The sequence below is a fragment of the Halalkalibacter lacteus genome (assembly GCF_036663595.1).
GTDB classification, from domain to species: domain Bacteria; phylum Bacillota; class Bacilli; order Bacillales; family Bacillaceae_D; genus Halalkalibacter; species Halalkalibacter lacteus.
Window position 1 is genome coordinate 22,947 of record NZ_JAWRVL010000019.1, and the last position, 19,192, is coordinate 42,138.

General features: G+C 36.6%; 17 protein-coding genes and 2 pseudogenes. 16 read left to right on the plus strand and 3 right to left on the minus strand.

What is annotated here, in order from left to right; translation table 11 throughout:
• Positions 1-69: 69 nt before the first annotated feature.
• The 4 genes from SAZ04_RS14190 (at position 70) to SAZ04_RS14205 (ending at position 4,678) form a co-directional block, all read left to right on the plus strand.
• Positions 70-768: a response regulator transcription factor gene (locus tag SAZ04_RS14190; RefSeq protein WP_332696214.1), complete on the plus strand. Its 699-nt coding sequence runs from the start codon at positions 70-72 to the stop codon at positions 766-768.
• A complete protein-coding gene (locus tag SAZ04_RS14195; protein WP_332696216.1) occupies positions 765-2,159 on the plus strand; it encodes a sensor histidine kinase in 1,395 nt (464 codons plus the stop codon). Before SAZ04_RS14190 ends, SAZ04_RS14195 begins: the two co-directional genes overlap by 4 nt.
• A 357-nt stretch (positions 2,160-2,516) precedes the next feature.
• Positions 2,517-3,671: a F510_1955 family glycosylhydrolase gene (locus SAZ04_RS14200; RefSeq protein WP_332696218.1), complete on the plus strand. Its 1,155-nt coding sequence runs from the start codon at positions 2,517-2,519 to the stop codon at positions 3,669-3,671.
• 245 nt (positions 3,672-3,916) lie between these two features.
• Positions 3,917-4,678 (plus strand): carbon-nitrogen hydrolase family protein, encoded by a 762-nt coding sequence (locus SAZ04_RS14205; protein WP_332696220.1) that lies wholly within the window; start codon positions 3,917-3,919, stop codon positions 4,676-4,678.
• Positions 4,679-4,699: 21 nt separating this feature from the next.
• On the opposite strand, the pseudogene SAZ04_RS14210 reads toward SAZ04_RS14205, so the two are convergent.
• A pseudogene (locus SAZ04_RS14210) lies at positions 4,700-4,837 on the minus strand (alpha/beta-type small acid-soluble spore protein); the annotation flags it as partial.
• A 387-nt stretch (positions 4,838-5,224) separates the two neighbouring features.
• Here SAZ04_RS14210 and kamA point away from each other — a divergent pair.
• From kamA to SAZ04_RS14255, 9 genes and pseudogenes are all read left to right on the plus strand, one after another.
• Positions 5,225-6,646, plus strand: coding sequence for a lysine 2,3-aminomutase (gene kamA / locus SAZ04_RS14215; protein WP_332696222.1), 1,422 nt, complete (start codon positions 5,225-5,227; stop codon positions 6,644-6,646).
• Positions 6,647-6,649: 3 nt separating this feature from the next.
• Entirely contained in the window at positions 6,650-6,925 is a 276-nt protein-coding gene (locus tag SAZ04_RS14220) for a YokU family protein (protein ID WP_332696224.1), read from the plus strand.
• Positions 6,926-7,042: 117 nt separating this feature from the next.
• Entirely contained in the window at positions 7,043-8,374 is a 1,332-nt protein-coding gene (locus SAZ04_RS14225; protein WP_332696226.1) for an aspartate aminotransferase family protein, read from the plus strand.
• A gap of 93 nt (positions 8,375-8,467) precedes the next feature.
• A complete protein-coding gene (locus tag SAZ04_RS14230; RefSeq protein ID WP_431309011.1) occupies positions 8,468-9,085 on the plus strand; it encodes a CoA transferase subunit A in 618 nt (205 codons plus the stop codon).
• The gene (locus SAZ04_RS14235; protein ID WP_332696230.1) at positions 9,070-9,738 is read left to right on the plus strand and encodes a 3-oxoacid CoA-transferase subunit B; all 669 of its coding nucleotides are present in this window, start codon (positions 9,070-9,072) and stop codon (positions 9,736-9,738) included. Before SAZ04_RS14230 ends, SAZ04_RS14235 begins: the two co-directional genes overlap by 16 nt.
• A 15-nt stretch (positions 9,739-9,753) precedes the next feature.
• The gene (locus SAZ04_RS14240; RefSeq protein WP_332696232.1) at positions 9,754-11,052 is read left to right on the plus strand and encodes a peptidase; all 1,299 of its coding nucleotides are present in this window, start codon (positions 9,754-9,756) and stop codon (positions 11,050-11,052) included.
• 790 nt (positions 11,053-11,842) lie between these two features.
• Positions 11,843-12,272: pseudogene (gene tnpA, locus SAZ04_RS14245) on the plus strand (IS200/IS605 family transposase).
• Positions 12,273-12,648: 376 nt separating this feature from the next.
• Positions 12,649-14,001 carry an allantoinase gene (locus tag SAZ04_RS14250; RefSeq protein WP_332696234.1) on the plus strand — a complete coding sequence of 451 codons (1,353 nt, stop codon included), beginning with the start codon at positions 12,649-12,651 and terminating at the stop codon, positions 13,999-14,001.
• 61 nt (positions 14,002-14,062) lie between these two features.
• Positions 14,063-15,487 carry a YfcC family protein gene (locus SAZ04_RS14255; RefSeq protein WP_332696236.1) on the plus strand — a complete coding sequence of 475 codons (1,425 nt, stop codon included), beginning with the start codon at positions 14,063-14,065 and terminating at the stop codon, positions 15,485-15,487.
• A 291-nt stretch (positions 15,488-15,778) separates the two neighbouring features.
• Here the strand turns inward: SAZ04_RS14255 and SAZ04_RS14260 are convergent, their stop codons facing one another.
• Positions 15,779-15,994 carry a hypothetical protein gene (locus tag SAZ04_RS14260; RefSeq protein WP_332696238.1) on the minus strand — a complete coding sequence of 72 codons (216 nt, stop codon included), beginning with the start codon at positions 15,992-15,994 and terminating at the stop codon, positions 15,779-15,781.
• Positions 15,995-16,152: 158 nt separating this feature from the next.
• On the opposite strand from SAZ04_RS14260, the gene SAZ04_RS14265 reads away from it, so the two are divergent.
• A complete protein-coding gene (locus tag SAZ04_RS14265) occupies positions 16,153-16,347 on the plus strand; it encodes a hypothetical protein (protein WP_332696240.1) in 195 nt (64 codons plus the stop codon).
• Between the two features lie 127 nt (positions 16,348-16,474).
• Positions 16,475-16,642, plus strand: a complete 168-nt coding sequence (locus SAZ04_RS14270; protein ID WP_332696242.1) for a hypothetical protein — start codon at positions 16,475-16,477, stop codon at positions 16,640-16,642.
• A gap of 169 nt (positions 16,643-16,811) precedes the next feature.
• Here SAZ04_RS14270 and SAZ04_RS14275 read toward each other — a convergent pair whose 3' ends face one another.
• Complete coding sequence (locus tag SAZ04_RS14275; protein ID WP_332696301.1) at positions 16,812-17,306, minus strand: ribonuclease H-like YkuK family protein; 495 nt, start codon at positions 17,304-17,306, stop codon at positions 16,812-16,814.
• Between the two features lie 426 nt (positions 17,307-17,732).
• Between SAZ04_RS14275 and gndA the strand changes: the two genes are divergently transcribed.
• Entirely contained in the window at positions 17,733-19,142 is a 1,410-nt protein-coding gene (gndA, locus tag SAZ04_RS14280; protein WP_332696244.1) for an NADP-dependent phosphogluconate dehydrogenase, read from the plus strand.
• Positions 19,143-19,192 lie beyond the last annotated feature (50 nt).

Here is a 19,192-nt window from a genome sequence, read left to right on the forward strand (position 1 = left end):
TTTAAGATAAAATAATTCGAGATACATTTTAAGAAACAAGTAATGGATGTAAAAGAGGTGCGAGCAATCATGAAGAAAATACTTATTGTAGATGATGAGATACAGATGCAAACGCTAATCTCATTTTGTATAAAATCTCCGAATTTTGATGGGAAAGCCGTATCATCAGGTCAGGAGGCGATCAACTTACTTGAGGAGAATCACTTTGATCTAATGTTACTTGATATTATGATGCCTGGAATCGATGGGTTCCAAGTCCTGAAAATCTTAAATCAGAGAAATATGGTTGTCCCAGTCATTATACTTTCAGCAATTGGAGAAACAGATCTGATTGTTGAAGGGTTGAATCTTGGTGCATATGATTACATCACAAAACCATTTGAACCAAAGGAGTTAGTTGCAAGAGTTAACTCTGTTTTGAGAAGGGTCCAACCTTCAGTTGAAAAAAAGGACAATAGGAGTATGTACGGCTTAACTTTAGATCAAATACAAAACACGGTTACATACAATCAAAAAGCAATTCCTTTTACGAAAAAAGAGTATCAAATATTCTCACGCCTCTTTTCTCAACCGGGAAGAGTGTATACGAGAGAGCTTCTTTTTTCTTTAGAATGGGATGGGGCTGATGACAAAGACTATCGAAACGTCGATGCCCATGTTAAGAATATTCGGGAGAAGTTGAAACAGGCAGGTGTTGAGAAAATAATGATTGAAACGGTTTGGGGTGTTGGATACCGAACACCCCAGCATGAGGAAGTAAAAGAATGAAATTATCAACTAAATTAGCAACTCTGTTTTTCCTGTCAACGACTTTAATTATTATCGCCATGGGGACAGCGTTTTACTTTGTTTCAAAATCTTTTTATAAAGATCAACTTCAAAAAGACATTGAATATCGACTTGAAGCTCATCGGGAAGTCATTGAGGCGCACAAAAGTTCAGAAACGTTTGAGCACGTTGTCATAATGGAGCAGAGAGAACTAGAGAATTCATTTATTATTTATGACAAAGAGTTCAATGTACAAGCAAGTAGTCATCAGATAGCAGACGATTTGCTTGAAAGGTATCGAAAGTGGGTATTAGAAGCTATACATTTAGAATCTGGAAGAACTGAATATGTGGACACAATGGTTCATCATATCCCTCATATCTGGTCGTTTGAACCGTTCAGTAGAAATGGTGAAGTAGAAGGATATTTGTTTATTGACCAAGATACTGGAAGTTTTGAGGAAGCCAGACGGAAACTTTTGATCATTACAACGATTATGGGAATGATCACTTTGTTATTTTCAGGGATTCTTATTATTGCTTTTTCAAGAAAGATCACATTGCCTCTTACGAATGCTCAGAATTTAACTAAGAGAATAGCAAAAGGAGATTTTGACGTTGAACTAACAAGCAAAGGAAAAGATGAATTGGCAGATTTATTGAAAGATATTACCTCAATGGCAAGGCAGCTAAGGGAATACAGGGATACAAGACAACAGTTTTTAACAAACATTTCCCATGATCTTCGCACTCCGTTGACGTATATCAAAGCGTATTCTGCTCTATTAAAGGACAAGGACGTAGATCCTGAACTTGTCAAAGATCAATCAACTGTCATTTATCAAGAAGCGACGAGAATGGAAAGACTAGTGAAAGACCTCTTTCAACTAATGAAACTGGAAGAAGGAAGAATCTTAATAAATAGGCAGGAAATCGAACTGGTTGACTTGATTCGGAATAGCAGTAAAAAAGTAAAACCAGAATTAGATGAAAAAAAAATAGGTTTGACTTTTTCTTCGTCACAATCTCACATAGTAGCAAATATTGATATCGATCTGATTGAGCGAGCTTTGTTAAATTTATTGAATAATGCGATCCGTCATACACAACCATCCGGAGAGGTTCAGATCAGAGTAAATAAACAGCTAAACAAACTAAAGATCGAGATTGAGGACAATGGAGAAGGAATCCCAAAGGAAGATCTTCCTTATATATGGGATCGTTTTTATCGAGTTGATAAATCCCGCTCCTCAAAGAGCGGAGGTAGTGGGTTAGGATTAGCTATTACGAAGCAAATCATAGAACACCATGGTGGTTCTATTCATTTAGAGAGCACTGAAAAAGTAGGGACAACTTTTACCATCCTATTACCATCTGACTCTTTTGATTAACTGTCCTAAACATATTAATTTAATTGCTGGCAAAGTGGTACCTATTGTTACATTAATAGTACAAAGATGTTCTCACTTTGATGAAGGGGGTTAATGACCATGGATATACTCACGTTCGTACTCATTGGTGTACTTGTCCTTTTAAGCCTATCGTGTTATATGGGGACGGGTAAAAAGAAAGGAGGTTTGTGCTGTACTTCTATCACTAATAAAGAAACGAAAATGAAGAAAAGTCATCAGTGACACATCAATCGAAAGAGCTGCAGAATATTTATACTCAAATGGATCAAGTGGAGAAAGTGAATCAAAATCTGTTAAAGGAAATGGAGAGATTAAATGATATATGGAGGACGTAAAATGAAACAATTACTATACAGCTTTGGTGTACTATTAACCTTGTTAAGCATTCCTGCTACTGTTTTCGCGCACGGTACAGAAGAAGAACAGCAGCAAGAACTTCTAGTGAATACGATTCTGAAAAATGGATTTATTGTATCATTAGTCTTATTCGTCGGCCTTATCGCCGTGTGGTACTTTTTGAAAAAGAAAATGAATACCTTAAACATGAAAAAGAAAGAAGAAAGTATTAAAAGAAGCAAATTAAGTAAATTGTCAAAAACAGTTCTTTTCATTAGTGTGATTCCTCTGTTAGCAGCCATTATTCTTGGATTTATCCAGAATAGCCAGGGTGATGATGAATCCGTAACATTTATGCACATCCATGGATTAGACTACACGGGTGATGGGCAAGAGATTTACGTTCCTGCTCATGATGGGTTAAAGATCTATTCTGATGGTATGTGGTCTGATCAAACAGAAGGAGAACTTCACGACTACATGGGCTTTTCGATGGTGGAAGATGGCTTTTATAGTAGTGGACATCCGGCTCCTGGTTCAAAAATGGCTGATCCATTTGGGATCGTAAAGAGTACTGATAAAGGAAAAACATTAGAGATTCTTGATCTATATGAAGAAATAGATTTCCATGGCATGACTGTCGGATATAATACAAAAGACATTTATGTATTTAATCCAGCACCAAACTCCAGAATGGATGAACCAGGTTTTTATTATTCAACAGATGAAACGGAGACGTGGAATCAAAGCAAATTGGAAGGGATAGTTGGACAAGCTTCAACGCTAGCTGCACACCCAACCGAAGAAGGAGTTGTTGCGATAGGAACAGATGCTGGAGTGTTTATTTCAAAGGACTATGGAGATTCCTTTGAAGCGTTACTTGAAAATGTCAATGCTACAGCTGTGTCTTTTGATCATCATAATTCACTATTGGTAAGTGTACCAGGAAAGGTATTGTCTATTAGCTTAGAAGGTACAAACCAAACGGATTTAAACATTCCTCAATTAGATAGCGGAGATGCTGTCGCTTATGTAAGACAAAATCCGCAAGACGTAAATGAATATGTTTTTGCCACTTTTAATAAGGATATTTTTATGACAAAAGATAGCGGCGAGACATGGATGGAGATTGTAGATCAGGGGACCGCAAAATAATAGAGCGACTTAACTAAATTATTATTGAAATACGCTTGGATGTAGAAATCCGAGCGTTTTCTATTAGATGAGAAGTGGATTATAGAATGTTGATAAAAAAGATTCAAACTAAAAACGTATGGCTTTGATGATTACTATTTCCAGAATAGTTTAATAAATGTTGTGTTAATGCCCAAAAACGCATCTATTCCAAAGGGCAATAGTGATATTATATAGGGGTCGGTCATAGAAAGGGTGAATTTTTGATGAGGAGATTAAAGATTGCATTATTGCACTTATTGTCTATTGCAGGGGATATTAAATATAATCAAAATCTAATAGAGGAAGCGGTTAAACTTGCAGCGGGAAAAAATGTAGACTGGATTATAACACCTGAATTAGCTGTTAGTGGGTTGCAATTTTCTCAAAAGATTGGAGTTGATTGGATTAATGAACAACCTGATGAATGGCTGAGAACATTTTCTACATTGGTGAGGTCAATAAATACGAATGTATTTCTTGGTTGTCCTGAAAAATCTGATACAGGAGAATTATATAATACTGTATTTGTATTAAGTCGTAAGGGGGAGTTAATAGGAACACAAAGAAAAATCTCTAGTATCACAGATAATTGGTCAAACTCAGGTACAGATATGGTCCCTGTTGATTTGGGAGGCATTAAAGTTGGGATATTGATATGTGCAGACGCTTTTACTAATAAGGTTGCTGATACTTTTTTATCTAAAGGAGCAGAGATCTTAGTAGGTCCATCTTCTTGGGGTCCAGGCTTACATGGGCCTAATGGTGAGTGGGAGCAGCGAACAATAGATACTGGATTACCTTTATTTGTTTGTAATCGTACGGTAGAAGATGAATCAGTTACCTTTTGGGAAGCTGAAAGTCTTGTTATTAAGAATGGGAAACGTTTACTTTCCCATAAATCTGTACATTCTGCAATTCTTACTTTTGACTGGGACTTAGAGAACATGGAATTAATCTCGTCTGATTTTGAAGTTCAATGTTTATAATGATTTCAATCGAATGGGATAAGAGCCATTAGCACGGGAAGTCGTGTCAGCTCCTAATTGAACGCCAAATTCTGATGCAATCTCATACTTCATTTGATCCAATGCTTGCTGTACACCTGGAACTAATAATTGATTTGAATTATTGTTGCTACTTGCCATGTTAAAACACCTCTTTCTTGGTTTTGAAATTAGTATTATTTGATATGTTTACTTTTATGTATGAAAGATTAAATGTCCAGGATGTTACCAGTGATTATGATTTGTATTTAGTTTTTAAACTTACAAGCTGCCAGTTTTTTATGCTACTGCCAGTTATTCAGCATCAGCTTAAAAGTGAATAGAAAGAACGTTAGCTAAAAACTGCCAGAAAATCGGCAGTTTTTTTATTTTAATTAATAATATAGCTAAAATTCTTTAACAAATGCGCCTAGTTCTGCTTATTTATATAGAGATAGTTGTTGATTTTGTTATTTTACAGGACTTATGTAGAAGTTGGCACGTATCTTGCTTTTAAATCAATGAGCAGATTATTTAGGAGGTTTTCACATGCAAATGGATTTATATCAACCAACTCGTCATTGGAAAGAAATCGAGCTTTGGAAGAACGTTACAGAGGACCAATGGAATGATTGGATTTGGCAATTAACAAATACGATTCGAACACTAGATGATTTACGAAAAGTAATTAACTTAACTCCAGAAGAAGAAGAAGGGGTTAAGATTTCTACTAAAACGATTCCGTTAAATATAACGCCATATTATGCATCACTTATGAATCCGGATGATGCAAGATGTCCAATTCGGATGCAGTCTGTTCCGATCGGGGAAGAGATTAACAAAACAAAATATGACTTAGAAGATCCATTAGAAGAAGATGAGGATTCGCCAGTGCCTGGTTTAACTCATCGTTATCCAGATCGAGTCTTGTTTCTCGTAACCAATCAATGTTCGATGTATTGTCGTTACTGTACTCGGCGCCGTTTTTCAGGTCAGATTGGGATGGGCGTGCCGAAAAAGCAATTAGACGAAGCAATTGACTATATTCGTCATACACCAAAAGTGAGAGATGTTCTTTTATCAGGTGGTGATGGATTATTAATTAATGACAAGATTCTTGAATATATATTAAAGAACTTACGCGATATTCCTCATGTGGAAATTATTCGAATAGGAACGAGAGCTCCAGTTGTATTTCCACAACGAATCACAGAAAATTTGTGCAACATTTTAAAAAAGTATCATCCAGTCTGGTTAAATACGCATTTCAATACATCTATTGAAATCACAGAGGAGTCCAAACAAGCTTGTGAAATGCTTGTGAATTCTGGTGTTCCAGTAGGAAATCAAGCGGTGATTTTAGCTGGTATTAATGACAGTCTTCCGATCATGAAAAAACTCAATCATGACTTAGTAAAAATTCGAGTTCGACCTTATTACATTTATCAATGTGATCTTTCTGAAGGAATTGGCCATTTTAGAGCTCCTATTTCAAAAGGTCTTGAAATCATTGAAGGGTTGCGTGGTCACACGTCAGGTTACAGTGTACCTGCATTTGTAGTTGATGCTCCTAGTGGCGGAGGGAAAATCACTTTGCAACCGAATTACATGATCTCTCAAAGTCCAGAGAAGGTTGTACTCCGAAACTTTGAAGGGGTCATTACTAGCTACCCTGAACCAAAAGGATATGTGGCGGGACGTGCAGATGATTATTTCAGTGAGGTTTATAAAAATTATGAGGATAAACAATCAAATACAGGAATATCGTCCTTATTAAACGATGAACAAAGAACCATTATTCCAAAATCACTAGAACGGTATAATCGTAGATCTGATTATCAACAGAATGAAGGTTATTCGACTTTAAAAGATAAACGTGAGAAACGCGACCAATTAAAAGAGAAAAAATATCAAGCTGAATTGAAAAAGTACAATAATAACTCAGATCCTGATCAAAAGAAAGGAGTGTAAAACATGAATTGTGCATGGTGCGAGGAGCTTGAAGCTGAATCGGTAACTTGTACAGTGTATTGGGAGCTTCCGGATGGTACCCGAGCAATTGAGATTACAAATACACCAGGGTTTAAATGTAATGCCTGTGGAATGGAATATCAATCAGAAGACGTAATCAATGATCTAGAAGATCATTTAATGCTAATTGATACGTCGAAAATTGGAAAAAGCATTGCTTATGACCAATTAATGGAATATCCCAAATTATTAAAAAGAAATTACTTTCGATTTAACTAGACTGACTCAAACAGTCATTCTCCGATTTGATGGGGAATGACCTTATATAGGGGACAGAGCTTTAAGCTTTAAGTTGAAGCAAGTATTAATGCCCTTCATAAGAAGAGAGGGATTAAGGTGAAACATTCATTGCTTATTAAACCAATGATCGATGAGATATACCCAGTAGCTGTGAAAGGTGCAGGAGTTTACGTTTATGATGATTCTGGAAAAAAATACTTGGATGGTTCATCTGGTGCTGTCACAGCTAGTATTGGTCATGCGATACCTGAAATCATTGACGCCATTCATAATCAGTCACAAAAGCTTTCCTTTGTTTATCGTTCACAATTTACATCTGATCCAGCTGAACAGCTTGCAATGAAATTAAATGAACTGATGAATGCAGAAACAAATTATTGGTCGTTTTTTGTGAATAGTGGATCAGAAGCAACTGAAACTGCGATGAAAATGGCCATTCAGCATTGGCAAGAACAAGGAGACTACCGGAAAAATAAAATTCTTTCACGTTGGGTGAGCTATCATGGCATTACAATTGGGGCATTGTCGATGTCAGGTCACGTTGCTAGGAGAGAACGGTTTGTTCCACTTCTAGAAGAGTATCCAAGTGTTTCGGCACCATACTGTTATCGTTGTCCGTTTCAAAGGACGTATCCAGATTGCCATTTGGCTTGTGCAGCTGAATTAGAAACAGCTATTAACCGTGTAGGTGCTGAACATATTGCTGCTTTTATTGCAGAACCAATTGTCGGAGCAGCCGGTGGAGTGATTGTTCCACCAGAAGGATATTATCAACAAATTAAAAAGATTTGCGATCAGTACAATATTTTATTTATTGCTGATGAAGTTATGACTGGAATAGGCCGGACTGGGAAAATGTTTGGAATCGATCACTGGAACGTGAAACCAGACATCATTGCACTCGGCAAAGGGATGAGTGCAGGTTATACGCCAATCGCAGCTGCTTTAGCAAGTGATAAGGTAATGAAACCGATTTTGGACGGATCAAAGTCAATTATGAGTGGTCATACGTACAGTGCCAATCCACAATCTGCAGCAGTCGCTTTAGCTGTTCTAGAATTCATTGAAATGAACAAATTAGTTGAAAAATCGCATGAAAATGGTCTCTATTTATTAAATAAGTTGAATGATCTAAAAAAACAATATCCGATAATTGGTGACATTCGTGGGAAGGGTCTAATGATTGGGGTTGAGCTTGTTGCCGACCAAGACTTAAAGCTGCCATTTTCAAAACAAATGAATATCACAAATCAAGTTGTAAGAATAGCTAGAGACAAAGGCTTGTTGATTTACCCTGCCTCAGCAGGAAAGGATGGAATTCATGGTGATGCGATTATTATTTCTCCACCGTTTATCATATCAAACAAAGAAATCAATGAATTAGTTCTTCTCTTTGAAGAAACTCTACGCGAGGTTCAAAGTGGATAGGAGGTCTTAACAGTGCAGCCAACCAAGCAACCACTCGATAAAATAAAAACGATAGAAGAAGCAGGTGCGTGTATAACAGATGGATGTTCGTTAATGTTTGGCGGGTTTGGTGGAGTGGGCAACCCACCAACAATCATTGGTCATATAATCGAAAAAGATCTAAAAGAGTTGACATTGATTGGCAACGACGCTGGTTTTCCCAATATTGGCATTGGGAAAATTGTGAGTCAAGGCAGGGCAAAGAAATTAATTGCTTCCCATATAGGCTCTAATCCGGTTGCAGGTCAACTAATGGTTGATGGAGAATTAGAAGTTGAATTTTCGCCACAAGGAACATTGGCAGAGCGAATTCGCGCTGGAGGGATCGGGTTGGCCGGGATAGTAACGGATATCGGCCTTGACAGCATAATTGAAGAAGGGAAACAAAAAGTCACAATTGAAGGCAAAACCTTTTTAGTAGAAACGGCATTGTTAGCAGATGTTTCCATCGTGTACGCCAAAAAAGCAGATCCATTTGGGAACCTGATCTATGAAACAAGTGCGCGTAATACCAACCCTTTAGTAGCAATGGCAGGGAAGATAACCATTGCAGAAGTTGAAGAGATTGTTCCTCTCGGTGAGCTAGATCCTGCTGAGATTGTCACTCCAGGAGTGTTTGTTAATATGGTTGTGAAAAGCAAAGGAGTAGATTGGAAATGGGCATGGGAATAAATGTTCGTGAACGCATTGCTAAACGAGCAGCTGAAGAAATCAACGATGGCATGATTGTTAATTTAGGAATTGGGATTCCCTCACTTGTTACTAATCACATTGCTTCAGAAATAAATGTTATGTTTCAAGCAGAGAATGGAATTCTTGGAATGGGGCCATCACCTAACCAAGGCAAAGAGGACCCAACCTTATGCAATGCAGCTGGCTTTCCCGTTACCGTGGTCCCAGGGGCTTCTTATTTTGACAGTGCTACGGCGTTTGGGATGATCCGGTCCGGGTATTTAGATATTACCATTTTAGGGGGATTAGAAGTAAGTGAACAAGGTGACCTTGCCAACTGGATCGTACCAGGTAAACGCGTCCCTGGAATTGGCGGTGCGATGGAACTTGCTAAAAAAGCAAAAAAAGTGATTGTCGTCATGAACCATTCAAGTAAAAATGGTGAGCCGAAAATTGTGAAAGAATGTTCGTTTCCACTGACAGCAAAACGATGTGTCAGCATGATTATTACAGATATGGCTGTTATGGAAATTACAGAAACAGGATTGCTTCTAAAGGAAGTGATGGCCCCATATACAATTGAAGAGGTGTCTTTAGCAACTGGAGCAGATCTTCAAATATCAAAAAAAGTAAAAATCATAAAAGATGTGTAGAAAGGAGGAAGGTAAGTGAACCATAAAGGAATTGACTTTCCAGCTCTTATAAAAGAATGGCTCGCTAGAAACCAGCAAAGCGGGATTAGTTTACTTCAAGAATTAGTAAGAGCTAAAAGTACACAGGGAAACGAAGCAACTTGTCAAAACATCATTTTTCGAACGTTAACAAATATGGGCTTACAAGTAGATGTTTGGGATCCTGATGAAGTTGAATTACAACAGAATCCTTATTTTGCTTCTTCGCGAACTGAATTTAAAGGTAGCCCGAATGTTGTTGGCTTATTAAAAGGGACAGGAGAAGGCCGCTCAATTATCTTAAATGGGCATGTTGATGTTGTACCTGATGGAGATCGTGACCAATGGGTACATGACCCGTATAGTGGAACGATTGAGAATGGAAAAATGTATGGACGAGGTGTAACAGATATGAAAGGTGGCAATGTTTCTCTTCTCCTCGCCATTCAAGTCCTGCAGGCCCTAAATGTGAAATTAAAAGGAGACGTCATCTTTGAAAGTGTTATAGAAGAAGAAAGCGGAGGATCTGGTACGTTAGCAAGTATTTTAAGAGGATACAAGGCTGATGCTGCCATTATTCCAGAACCAACTAATATGAAAATATTTCCAAAACAACAAGGATCCATGTGGTTCAGACTTTATATAAAAGGCCGCTCTGCACATGGTGGAACTCGTTACGAAGGTGTAAGTGCAATTGAAAAAAGTTTGATCGTTGTGAATCACATTCGTGATCTGGAGAACAAAAGAAACGAACGGATCACAGACCCATTATATAAAACGATTCCAATCCCGATACCGATAAATATCGGAAAAATTGAGGGTGGAGATTGGCCATCATCAGTTGCAGATCTTGTGAAAATCGAAGGTCGAATGGGCGTTTCACCAGAAGAAAAAATGGAAGAAGCGAAGAAAGAAATGGAGAATTGGCTTTTAAGAATTGGTGATGTTGATCCATGGTTTAAACATTACCCTCTGAAACTAGAATGGTTTGGGGCAAGATGGTTACCAGGATCGATCCAAACAGATCATGAATTAGTCACATCTCTGTCTAGAAATTATAAGACAGTTTTAAAGAAAGACCCAGTTGTGGAAGCATCGCCATGGGGAACAGATGGGGGTCTTTTAACAAATGTAGGAGAAACACCATCCATTGTTTTTGGACCGGGTGTAACAGAGAAAGCTCATTTTCCAAATGAATACATTGAATTAGTCAAAGTTTTTGAAGCTGCTGAAATCATCGCTTTAACGTTACTGGATTGGTGTGGTGTTGAGACGAATCGAAGTTACACAGATTAACAGAAAGGGATGGTAGATTGAAAGAGATAACATTCTCCATTCAAAAGCTGGAAAACTCGATAAAAAGCATTTCCTTCATCCAACATCGTCTATAAAACAGCAGCAGGAAAACGGACCTGCCCATATTTTTTAACGACGACCTTCTGTACATCTGAAGGTTCTGAATCCAATGATACAGCATACAAACTCGCACGCCATTATTGGATCTTAAAAGGGAAAATGGATCGAATGAAAATAATTTCACGTACCAAACTATATTAAGGAATAAATAGAAAGGAAACAAAAGCTACGGGGTTTCAGACATTTTGTGATTATACGAATACACTAGCACTAGACTTTTATTATGCTGACAATCATAGCACAAGTTCACTCAGAGAAGTTATTGGAAGAGGAAGGTGAAACAATTATTTTATTTCAATACTAAATAAAGCAATTTATAAGATTAAACAAAAGTTGGGATAACACGTCTGAAAGAGACGACCGTGGATGAACATCAAGGTATGTAAGGTAATTTAACATTTCACCTTGATGTAACCAAGATTATTTTCCATTGGGTTCGTCTCTTTTTTATGATGAAAATTTAGAGGTTGTTCAAAAAAGAAAATGTTTCCCTTTTTGAATAACCTCGAACGAGCAGAGCCAATGTAGCCTCTTATTGGACTTATAAGATATCAAAGCTGGAGATAATGGTTTTAATTTCCAAACGCGTGGTCTAACTCCACCGTCTTTAGACGGTATACGCTTTTAGCCTTATCCTTCGATGTCCATACTTAAGGTGTGAGGTGAAAGTATGGACGGATATAAGAAGAATAGTCATGCAGTCTTTGACATCAAGTTTCATGTAATCTGGGTTACAAAATATAGATATAAGGTGTTACGTGGTCCGATTGCCGTAAGAACACGAGAATTAATCAGGCAAGGATGTGAAGCAAGAGGAATTACAATCTTGCAAGGAAGTGTTGGGAAAGATCACATCCACTTAGTTATCATGTCCACCGAGCCTGGCGCCAAGTAAAATCATGCAGTACCTAAAAGGGAGATCATCAAGGCTTCTCCAGGATCAATTTCCCGAATTGAAAAAGAAATATTTGGGCCAGCACTTATGGGCAAGGGGCTATTTTTGTGCCACAGTAGGAACAGTAGATGAAGAGACAATAAGAAATTATATTGCAAACCAATTCAATGAAGAAAAGAACGACATATTCACGATAGAAGAGTGAGTTTAGTCAAATTTTAGTGTGGTTAAGCATATAGGCCTTTAAGAGGACTTCAGTCTTAAGAAGCGACTTTAGTCGTAGACATTTTATGTCCAAATCCACCTGCTTTAGCAGGTGGTCGTTTAAGGAAGCGTTTTATATGGTTGCAACAGAAAAAAGTCGTCATATTTTCTAACATAATTGATATAGAATTTCAAAACCTCTGATAAAACTGAATTATTGGCTAATATTTCAAATCAGTTTGTATTAGCTGATTTATTTTTATACATAATAACTAATTTTATTTTACTTATTTATCTTGTTTGACTAATGATGTTTTCGTAATAATCTTCTACACTCATTACTAATTAGTAAATGAAGAACAGAGAGGGGCTTGTGTATGTTTGATATCGTTGTCAGATTTGGGACAATTGTAACGGAAAAAGATGTTTTTCAAGCAGATATAGGAATTCGCGAGGGGAAAGTTGCTGCTATATGTACACCGGGAAGTATTCAGTCTACCGATCACAAAGTAATTGATGCAAATGGTTTGCATATTTTTCCGGGATTAATTGATATACATGTACATTTTAACGAACCAGGTAGAGACAATTGGGAAGGACTTGAAACAGGAAGCAAAAGCTTAGCAGCAGGGGGAGTAACAACTTTCTTTGATATGCCTCTAAATAGCAATCCGCCAACGACTACAAGGGAACAATTTTTAATAAAACAACAATTGTCCAATGATAAAGCAATTATAAATTACCGTTTATGGGGTGGGTTAGTACCTGATAATATAGATCACCTTACTGATTTACATGAAGAAGGTGCAATAGGATTTAAAGCATTTATGTCAGAATGCGGAACGGACGATTTTCAGTATGCTGATAACGGGACTTTACTGAAAGGGATGGAGAAGATTGCTGAATTAGATTCTATATTAGCCTTACATGCTGAATCGAATGAAATGATTAATTATCTAACAGAGAAAGCAATCAATGAAAAGCGGTTTTCTATCCGAGATTATTGTCAATCCCGACCTATCATATCTGAGGTTGAGGCTGTAGAGAGAGTACTAAACTATGCGGAATTAACCGGATGTAAAATACACATTGTTCATGTAAGTAGCAAACGTGTGATTGACCGAATTATAGAGGCGAAGACAAAAGGTGTGAATGTATCTGTTGAAACGTGTCCACACTACTTAGCTTTCTCAATAAATGACTTCGAGCAAATTGGTGCTACTGCTAAATGTGCACCACCCTTAAGAGAAAGAGAAGAGGTGGAAATGCTTTGGAAGTCAATTAAAAATGGCGATATCGATATGGTTAGTTCCGACCATTCCCCTTCCCCACCTGAATTAAAAGATCAGGGAGAAACCATTTTTGATGTGTGGGGTGGCATTGCGGGGTGTCAAAGTACATTATCAGTCCTTTTAACAGAAGGGTTTTATAAGCGACGAATATCACTTTCAAAGATTGCTGAATTAACAGCCTATCAACCCGCGAAACGATTTGGATTATACCCTACAAAGGGCTCTATACAAATTGGGTCAGACGCTGACTTAACTTTAGTAGATCTAAATGAGGAGTTTACCTTAAAAAAAGAAGATCTTTACTATCGACATAAAATTAGTCCTTACATTGGAAAGAAATTTATCGGGAAAACAAAATACACCATTTCTAGAGGCCAATTCGTATATGAAAATATGAATGACAGCTCAGTTACAAGAGTGAGTAACTCAATTTTATAATATTTCGAAAGTAGAACACAAACATATAGATAGCTTTATAGAGAAAAAAGGAGTGGGCACCATGAAAACAGAGACTTCGATTACAACAAAAGTTAATCAAAAGAAAAGAAAGTTCGAATTTCCACATATCTATGTTATTTTGATATTATTTGTTGCTGTCATGAGTATTGCTTCCTATTTTATTCCTGCTGGTGAATATGAGCGAGTAGAAGGTCCGATGGGAAGAATGATGATAAATCCAGATGTGTTTACGTTTATAGATTCAACTCCTATTGGGATTATGGAATTTCTTACTGCCATTCCTCAAGGTATGGTTAGTGCAAGTTCTGTTGTCTTTTTCACGTTTATGATTGGTGGAGCATTTATGGTACTAAAAGATACCGGAATAATCCATTTCGGTGTTGATCGACTTACTAGAACTTTTATAACGAGAAAGATATTGATCATTCCTGTATTATTAGTCACTTTTTCCATTATCACTGCCTTTATCGGAACACCTGAGTTAGCTTTAGTCTACGTACCGATATTAATTCCGTTAATGATAAAACTTGGTTATGATAAAATGATGGCAGCAGGGGTGGCATTGATTTCAACAACTGGAGGATTTTTAGCTGCACTGACGAATCCAGGTACTGTTGGTCTATCTCATCAAATCGCGGAGCTGCCTGTTTATTCAGGTGCAGGATATCGATTCCTTTTATTACTGGCAATTATTCTCTCAGGTATTTTGTTTCTAATTCGTTATGCGAAAAGGTTGGAGAAAAATCCTGAAATGGTTGCTGAAAGCTTAAAAGAAACGACTTCACAACATATTTATGAAGAAAAAAATTACGCGATTTCAACAAGACAAAAATTTGCTGGAATTGTCGTTATTCTAATGTTTGTTGGGATGATTTATGGGGTGTTAACGCATCAGTGGGACTTCATAAAGTTAGCGGGCTATTTCTTAGCAATGGGTGTAATTGTTGGGCTCGTTTCGGGAATGTCAGGCAACCAAATAAGTGATTCATTTAATAAAGGGTTTCGTGATGTAATGCTTGGTGCAATGATAATTGGAGTTGCTCGTGGGGTTGCTGTAGTCATGGAACAGAGCCAAATCATAGATACAATTATTTATGGATTATCCCATGTTGTAAGTAGTTTGCCTTCATCTATTACGGTTTTAGGAATGTTAGCAACACAAGGCTTATTTAATTTCTTTGTTCCATCAGGAAGTGGACAAGCTTTAATTACAATGCCGATTATGATTCCATTAGCGGATATCGTTGGGACAACTAGACAAACAGCCATTTTAGCTTTCCAAGTCGGAGACGGGTTATCAAATATATTTTTTCCAACTTCTGGTTACTTTATGGCAACCATCGCAGCTGCAGGAATTTCTTATGGGAAATGGGCTAAATTTATTTTTCCACTTTTAATTGTTTGGTTCTTAATTGGTTGTGTGTTTTTATTAATTGCTCATGCCATTAACTGGGGACCATTTTAAATCAAGTAAAAAAAAAGCCGTGCGGAATCTGTAAACTTCGTACGGCTTTTCAAGTTAAATTACGCTTTGTTTTTCCATAAGTCAAACATTGCGTGTGTGAATTCGATTCCTTGATATAAAAAGATGCTAAATGCACTTGCTGAAAATATCGCGATGGCAATTAAACGAATCCAAAGCATTCTGTTTCCTCCTTTCAAAAAAGGTTATGAGGAATAGGAATAACTTTGAAAATAATTCGATTGATAAAAGACAGCAAGCAAAAAATATTTTGATTTTACAAGATTGAGTTTTTCATTGAATACTATAAATAAGGAGAAGAAAAGTAATAACAAATGTTGTTTGTACTAACTGTGCATTAGGCTCTTTAGGATTTGTCGTTTCAGAAATCTGAAGCTCTTTAAAAACTGATACAAGTTCGTAATCTAATCCACTAGCTTGATAGGCTTGAAAATGAGAGGTGTACAAAAACAAATATGCAATACTCGTAATCAGTAAGATAATATTCATTTTTTCACCCTCTTCTTAAGTAGAAATAACATGTTCTTAGCGCGTTGAATATAAGAAAAAAGTAAAAAAATAGAGGGTAAAATCAATTATTCTGGTATGTTTTAGACACTTTTTCATATAGTTGAAATGGACAATCATTGAAAAAGGAGATACAAATCATGTCAGACTTTCTGAAAATAGTTGTATTTTCATTATTTCTTAGTATTTTATGGGTCATTCCTCGGTTCGATTTAATCATTCAGTGGGCTACACATCATTTTTCGCTAGCAATAGGTATTGCTGTTAGTATGGTTGGGAGTATATTCCTCTTTAATTGGTCAAAAAGACTCGTTCAAAAGAGAATGAAAGTTTAAAACGGAACCCCTAAATTAATAAGGGGGTTTATGCATGATTAAAAAACAGAAAATTCTAACTCGATCTTGACTTTCAAAAGAAGGAAGGTATGATAAATAAAGTGGGATGTACTTTGGATCGAAAAGAGTGAATAAGATAAAGAAAATACATGTTCTTCATGTGGATGTTCCAGTAGAACAAATTAAAGAAAAAGGGCATCTAGTATCAGTCCTGTTAATTCAGGTAAATCCTAAAGTAAAAGAAACACTAGCTACTCTTATGAACTTTTCAATAGAAGATATTGATGTACCCTAACCAATGCTACTTGGGTACACTGGAAATTGGCATTTATTAATACCTGTTAAAACGAAAAAGGCAATCGGTCAAGCTGCTTCCAAGCTAGATAGTATAGAAGTACATAAATAGGAATTACAATATATGTACGACCCAATCATTTACGTTAGATAGCCAAGAGGGAGACTGATTACCTTCCTCCCCTTTTTGTATATCGATTAGCATAGCTTGAAGCAACAAATGCATTTGGTTTTATTTTTGGTTCAACACCCATTGATTCTAACCTCGTCACCATTTCTTGAACAAACTCTCTTGTTTTATTTCGTTGACCCGAACCAATATCGATATGCCCTTCGATTGAAAAGGTAGCTCCTTGATACAAATATGGCAATACAATTTCAATCATGTCGTTTTTTTTACGTTCTGTGAACATCGAAACAATTTCTTCTGTTAAGGATGTTTCTAGTGAGATTCGTTCATGTAAATGCAACATTTTTCTCGGAACTGTTACTTTTCGAATACAAGCCCAAGCACCTTTACCAGTGTTTTGAATGACAACCCCGGTAATGAAAACTGTACACTTTGCATGAACCTGAGAATCTGTTCCAACCATTAATCGATAATTGCCACATGGTTTAATTTTCATGAATTTAATTATTCTGCTGAATACTTGTTCAAAAGACATGTTTTTTTCTTGTAAGTTTTGAAACTTATGTTGTATTAAGTCAAGTCGATTCAAATGATCACCTACAGTTTTTAGATGTACTACCATCATATGCATGAAATCTGTAAATAGTAGTACGATCATATTTCTTTGGTTTTACAGGATCTAATTTACATTTAAACGTGACCTTCATTTTATTTTATTATAATTGCAAATGTACGTAAAAGGGTTGATTTAGTTGGTATGATATTAGTTTTACATAATGACATTCGGACTTAATTAGGAAGTTATTATGTGAAAATATTTGCGAGATGTTAATAGTGATAGTAATATAAATGAAGTGTTCTAAAAAAACTCTACCCGATAAATAATTGTTGTGAGAAAATAATAATGTATTGGGTAAAGTCCGAGCAAACTAAAGACAGTCTTAAATAGGAGTGGTAGAAGATGAGCAAACAACAAGTTGGGGTAATTGGACTTGCAGTTATGGGTCGAAACCTTGCGCTAAACATTGAAAGCAGAGGGTATGGTGTTTCTGTTTATAACAGATCTTCTGAGAAAACAGAAGAAATGTTAAAAGAAGCAGAAGGTAAGAATGTGGTTGGTACATATAGTATTGAAGAATTTGTATCTTCTCTAGAAACACCTAGAAAAATATTGTTAATGGTAAAAGCGGGATTTGCAACGGATGCAACAATTGAACAATTATTACCACATCTAGAAAAAGGCGATATCTTAATTGATGGCGGAAATACATTCTTTGAGGACACTCGTCGTAGAAACAAAGATCTTGCTGAGTCTGGGGTTCATTTCATTGGTACGGGTGTATCAGGTGGTGAAGAAGGAGCTCTTAAAGGACCTTCTATTATGCCAGGCGGGCAAAAAGAAGCATATGATCTTGTTGAGCCAATTTTAAAAGATATTTCAGCTAAAGTAAGCGGAGACTCATGTTGTACATATATTGGTCCTGATGGTGCTGGTCATTATGTGAAAATGGTCCATAACGGTATCGAATATGGTGATATGCAATTGATTTGTGAGTCATATCATTTAATGAAGGATGTATTAGGTTTAAGTGCACCTGAGTTGCATGAAATCTTTAAAGACTGGAACGAAGGTGAACTTGATAGCTACTTAATTGAAATCACAAAGGACATCTTTACAAAGGTTGACGATGAAACAGGAAAGCCTATGGTTGATGTGATTTTAGATACTGCTGGACAAAAAGGAACTGGTAAGTGGACAAGCCAAAGTTCTCTTGATCTTGGTGTACCATTATCAATCATTACTGAATCAGTTTTCTCACGTTTTATCTCTGCAATGAAAGAAGAACGAGTGAAAGCTAGCAAAATTCTTCGTGGCCCTAATGCAGTTTTTGAAGGCGATAAAAAAGAATTTGTTGAAAAGATTCGTAAAGCACTTTATTTAAGCAAAATATGTTCATACGCTCAAGGTTTCGCACAAATGAAAGTTGCTTCTGAAGAATATGACTGGAATTTGAACTTAGGGAATATTTCCATGATCTTCAGAGGCGGTTGTATCATTCGTGCACGTTTCTTACAAAATATTAAAGAAGCATACGACCGTGATGCAAAATTAACAAACTTATTGCTTGATCCATACTTCCAGGACATCGTTGAAAACTATCAAGAAGCTGCACGTGATGTTGTAGCGACAGCTGTGAAATTAGGAATTCCTGTACCGGGTCTTGCTAGCGCATTAGCTTATTATGACAGCTATCGTACAGAGACACTTCCTGCAAACCTTCTGCAAGCTCAAAGAGATTATTTTGGAGCTCATACGTATCAGCGTATTGATAAAGAAGGAGTATTCCATACAAATTGGATGGAAAAATAGGCAACAATCAAAAAGTGATTCGACTCGTTCGAATCACTTTTTTGAATTAT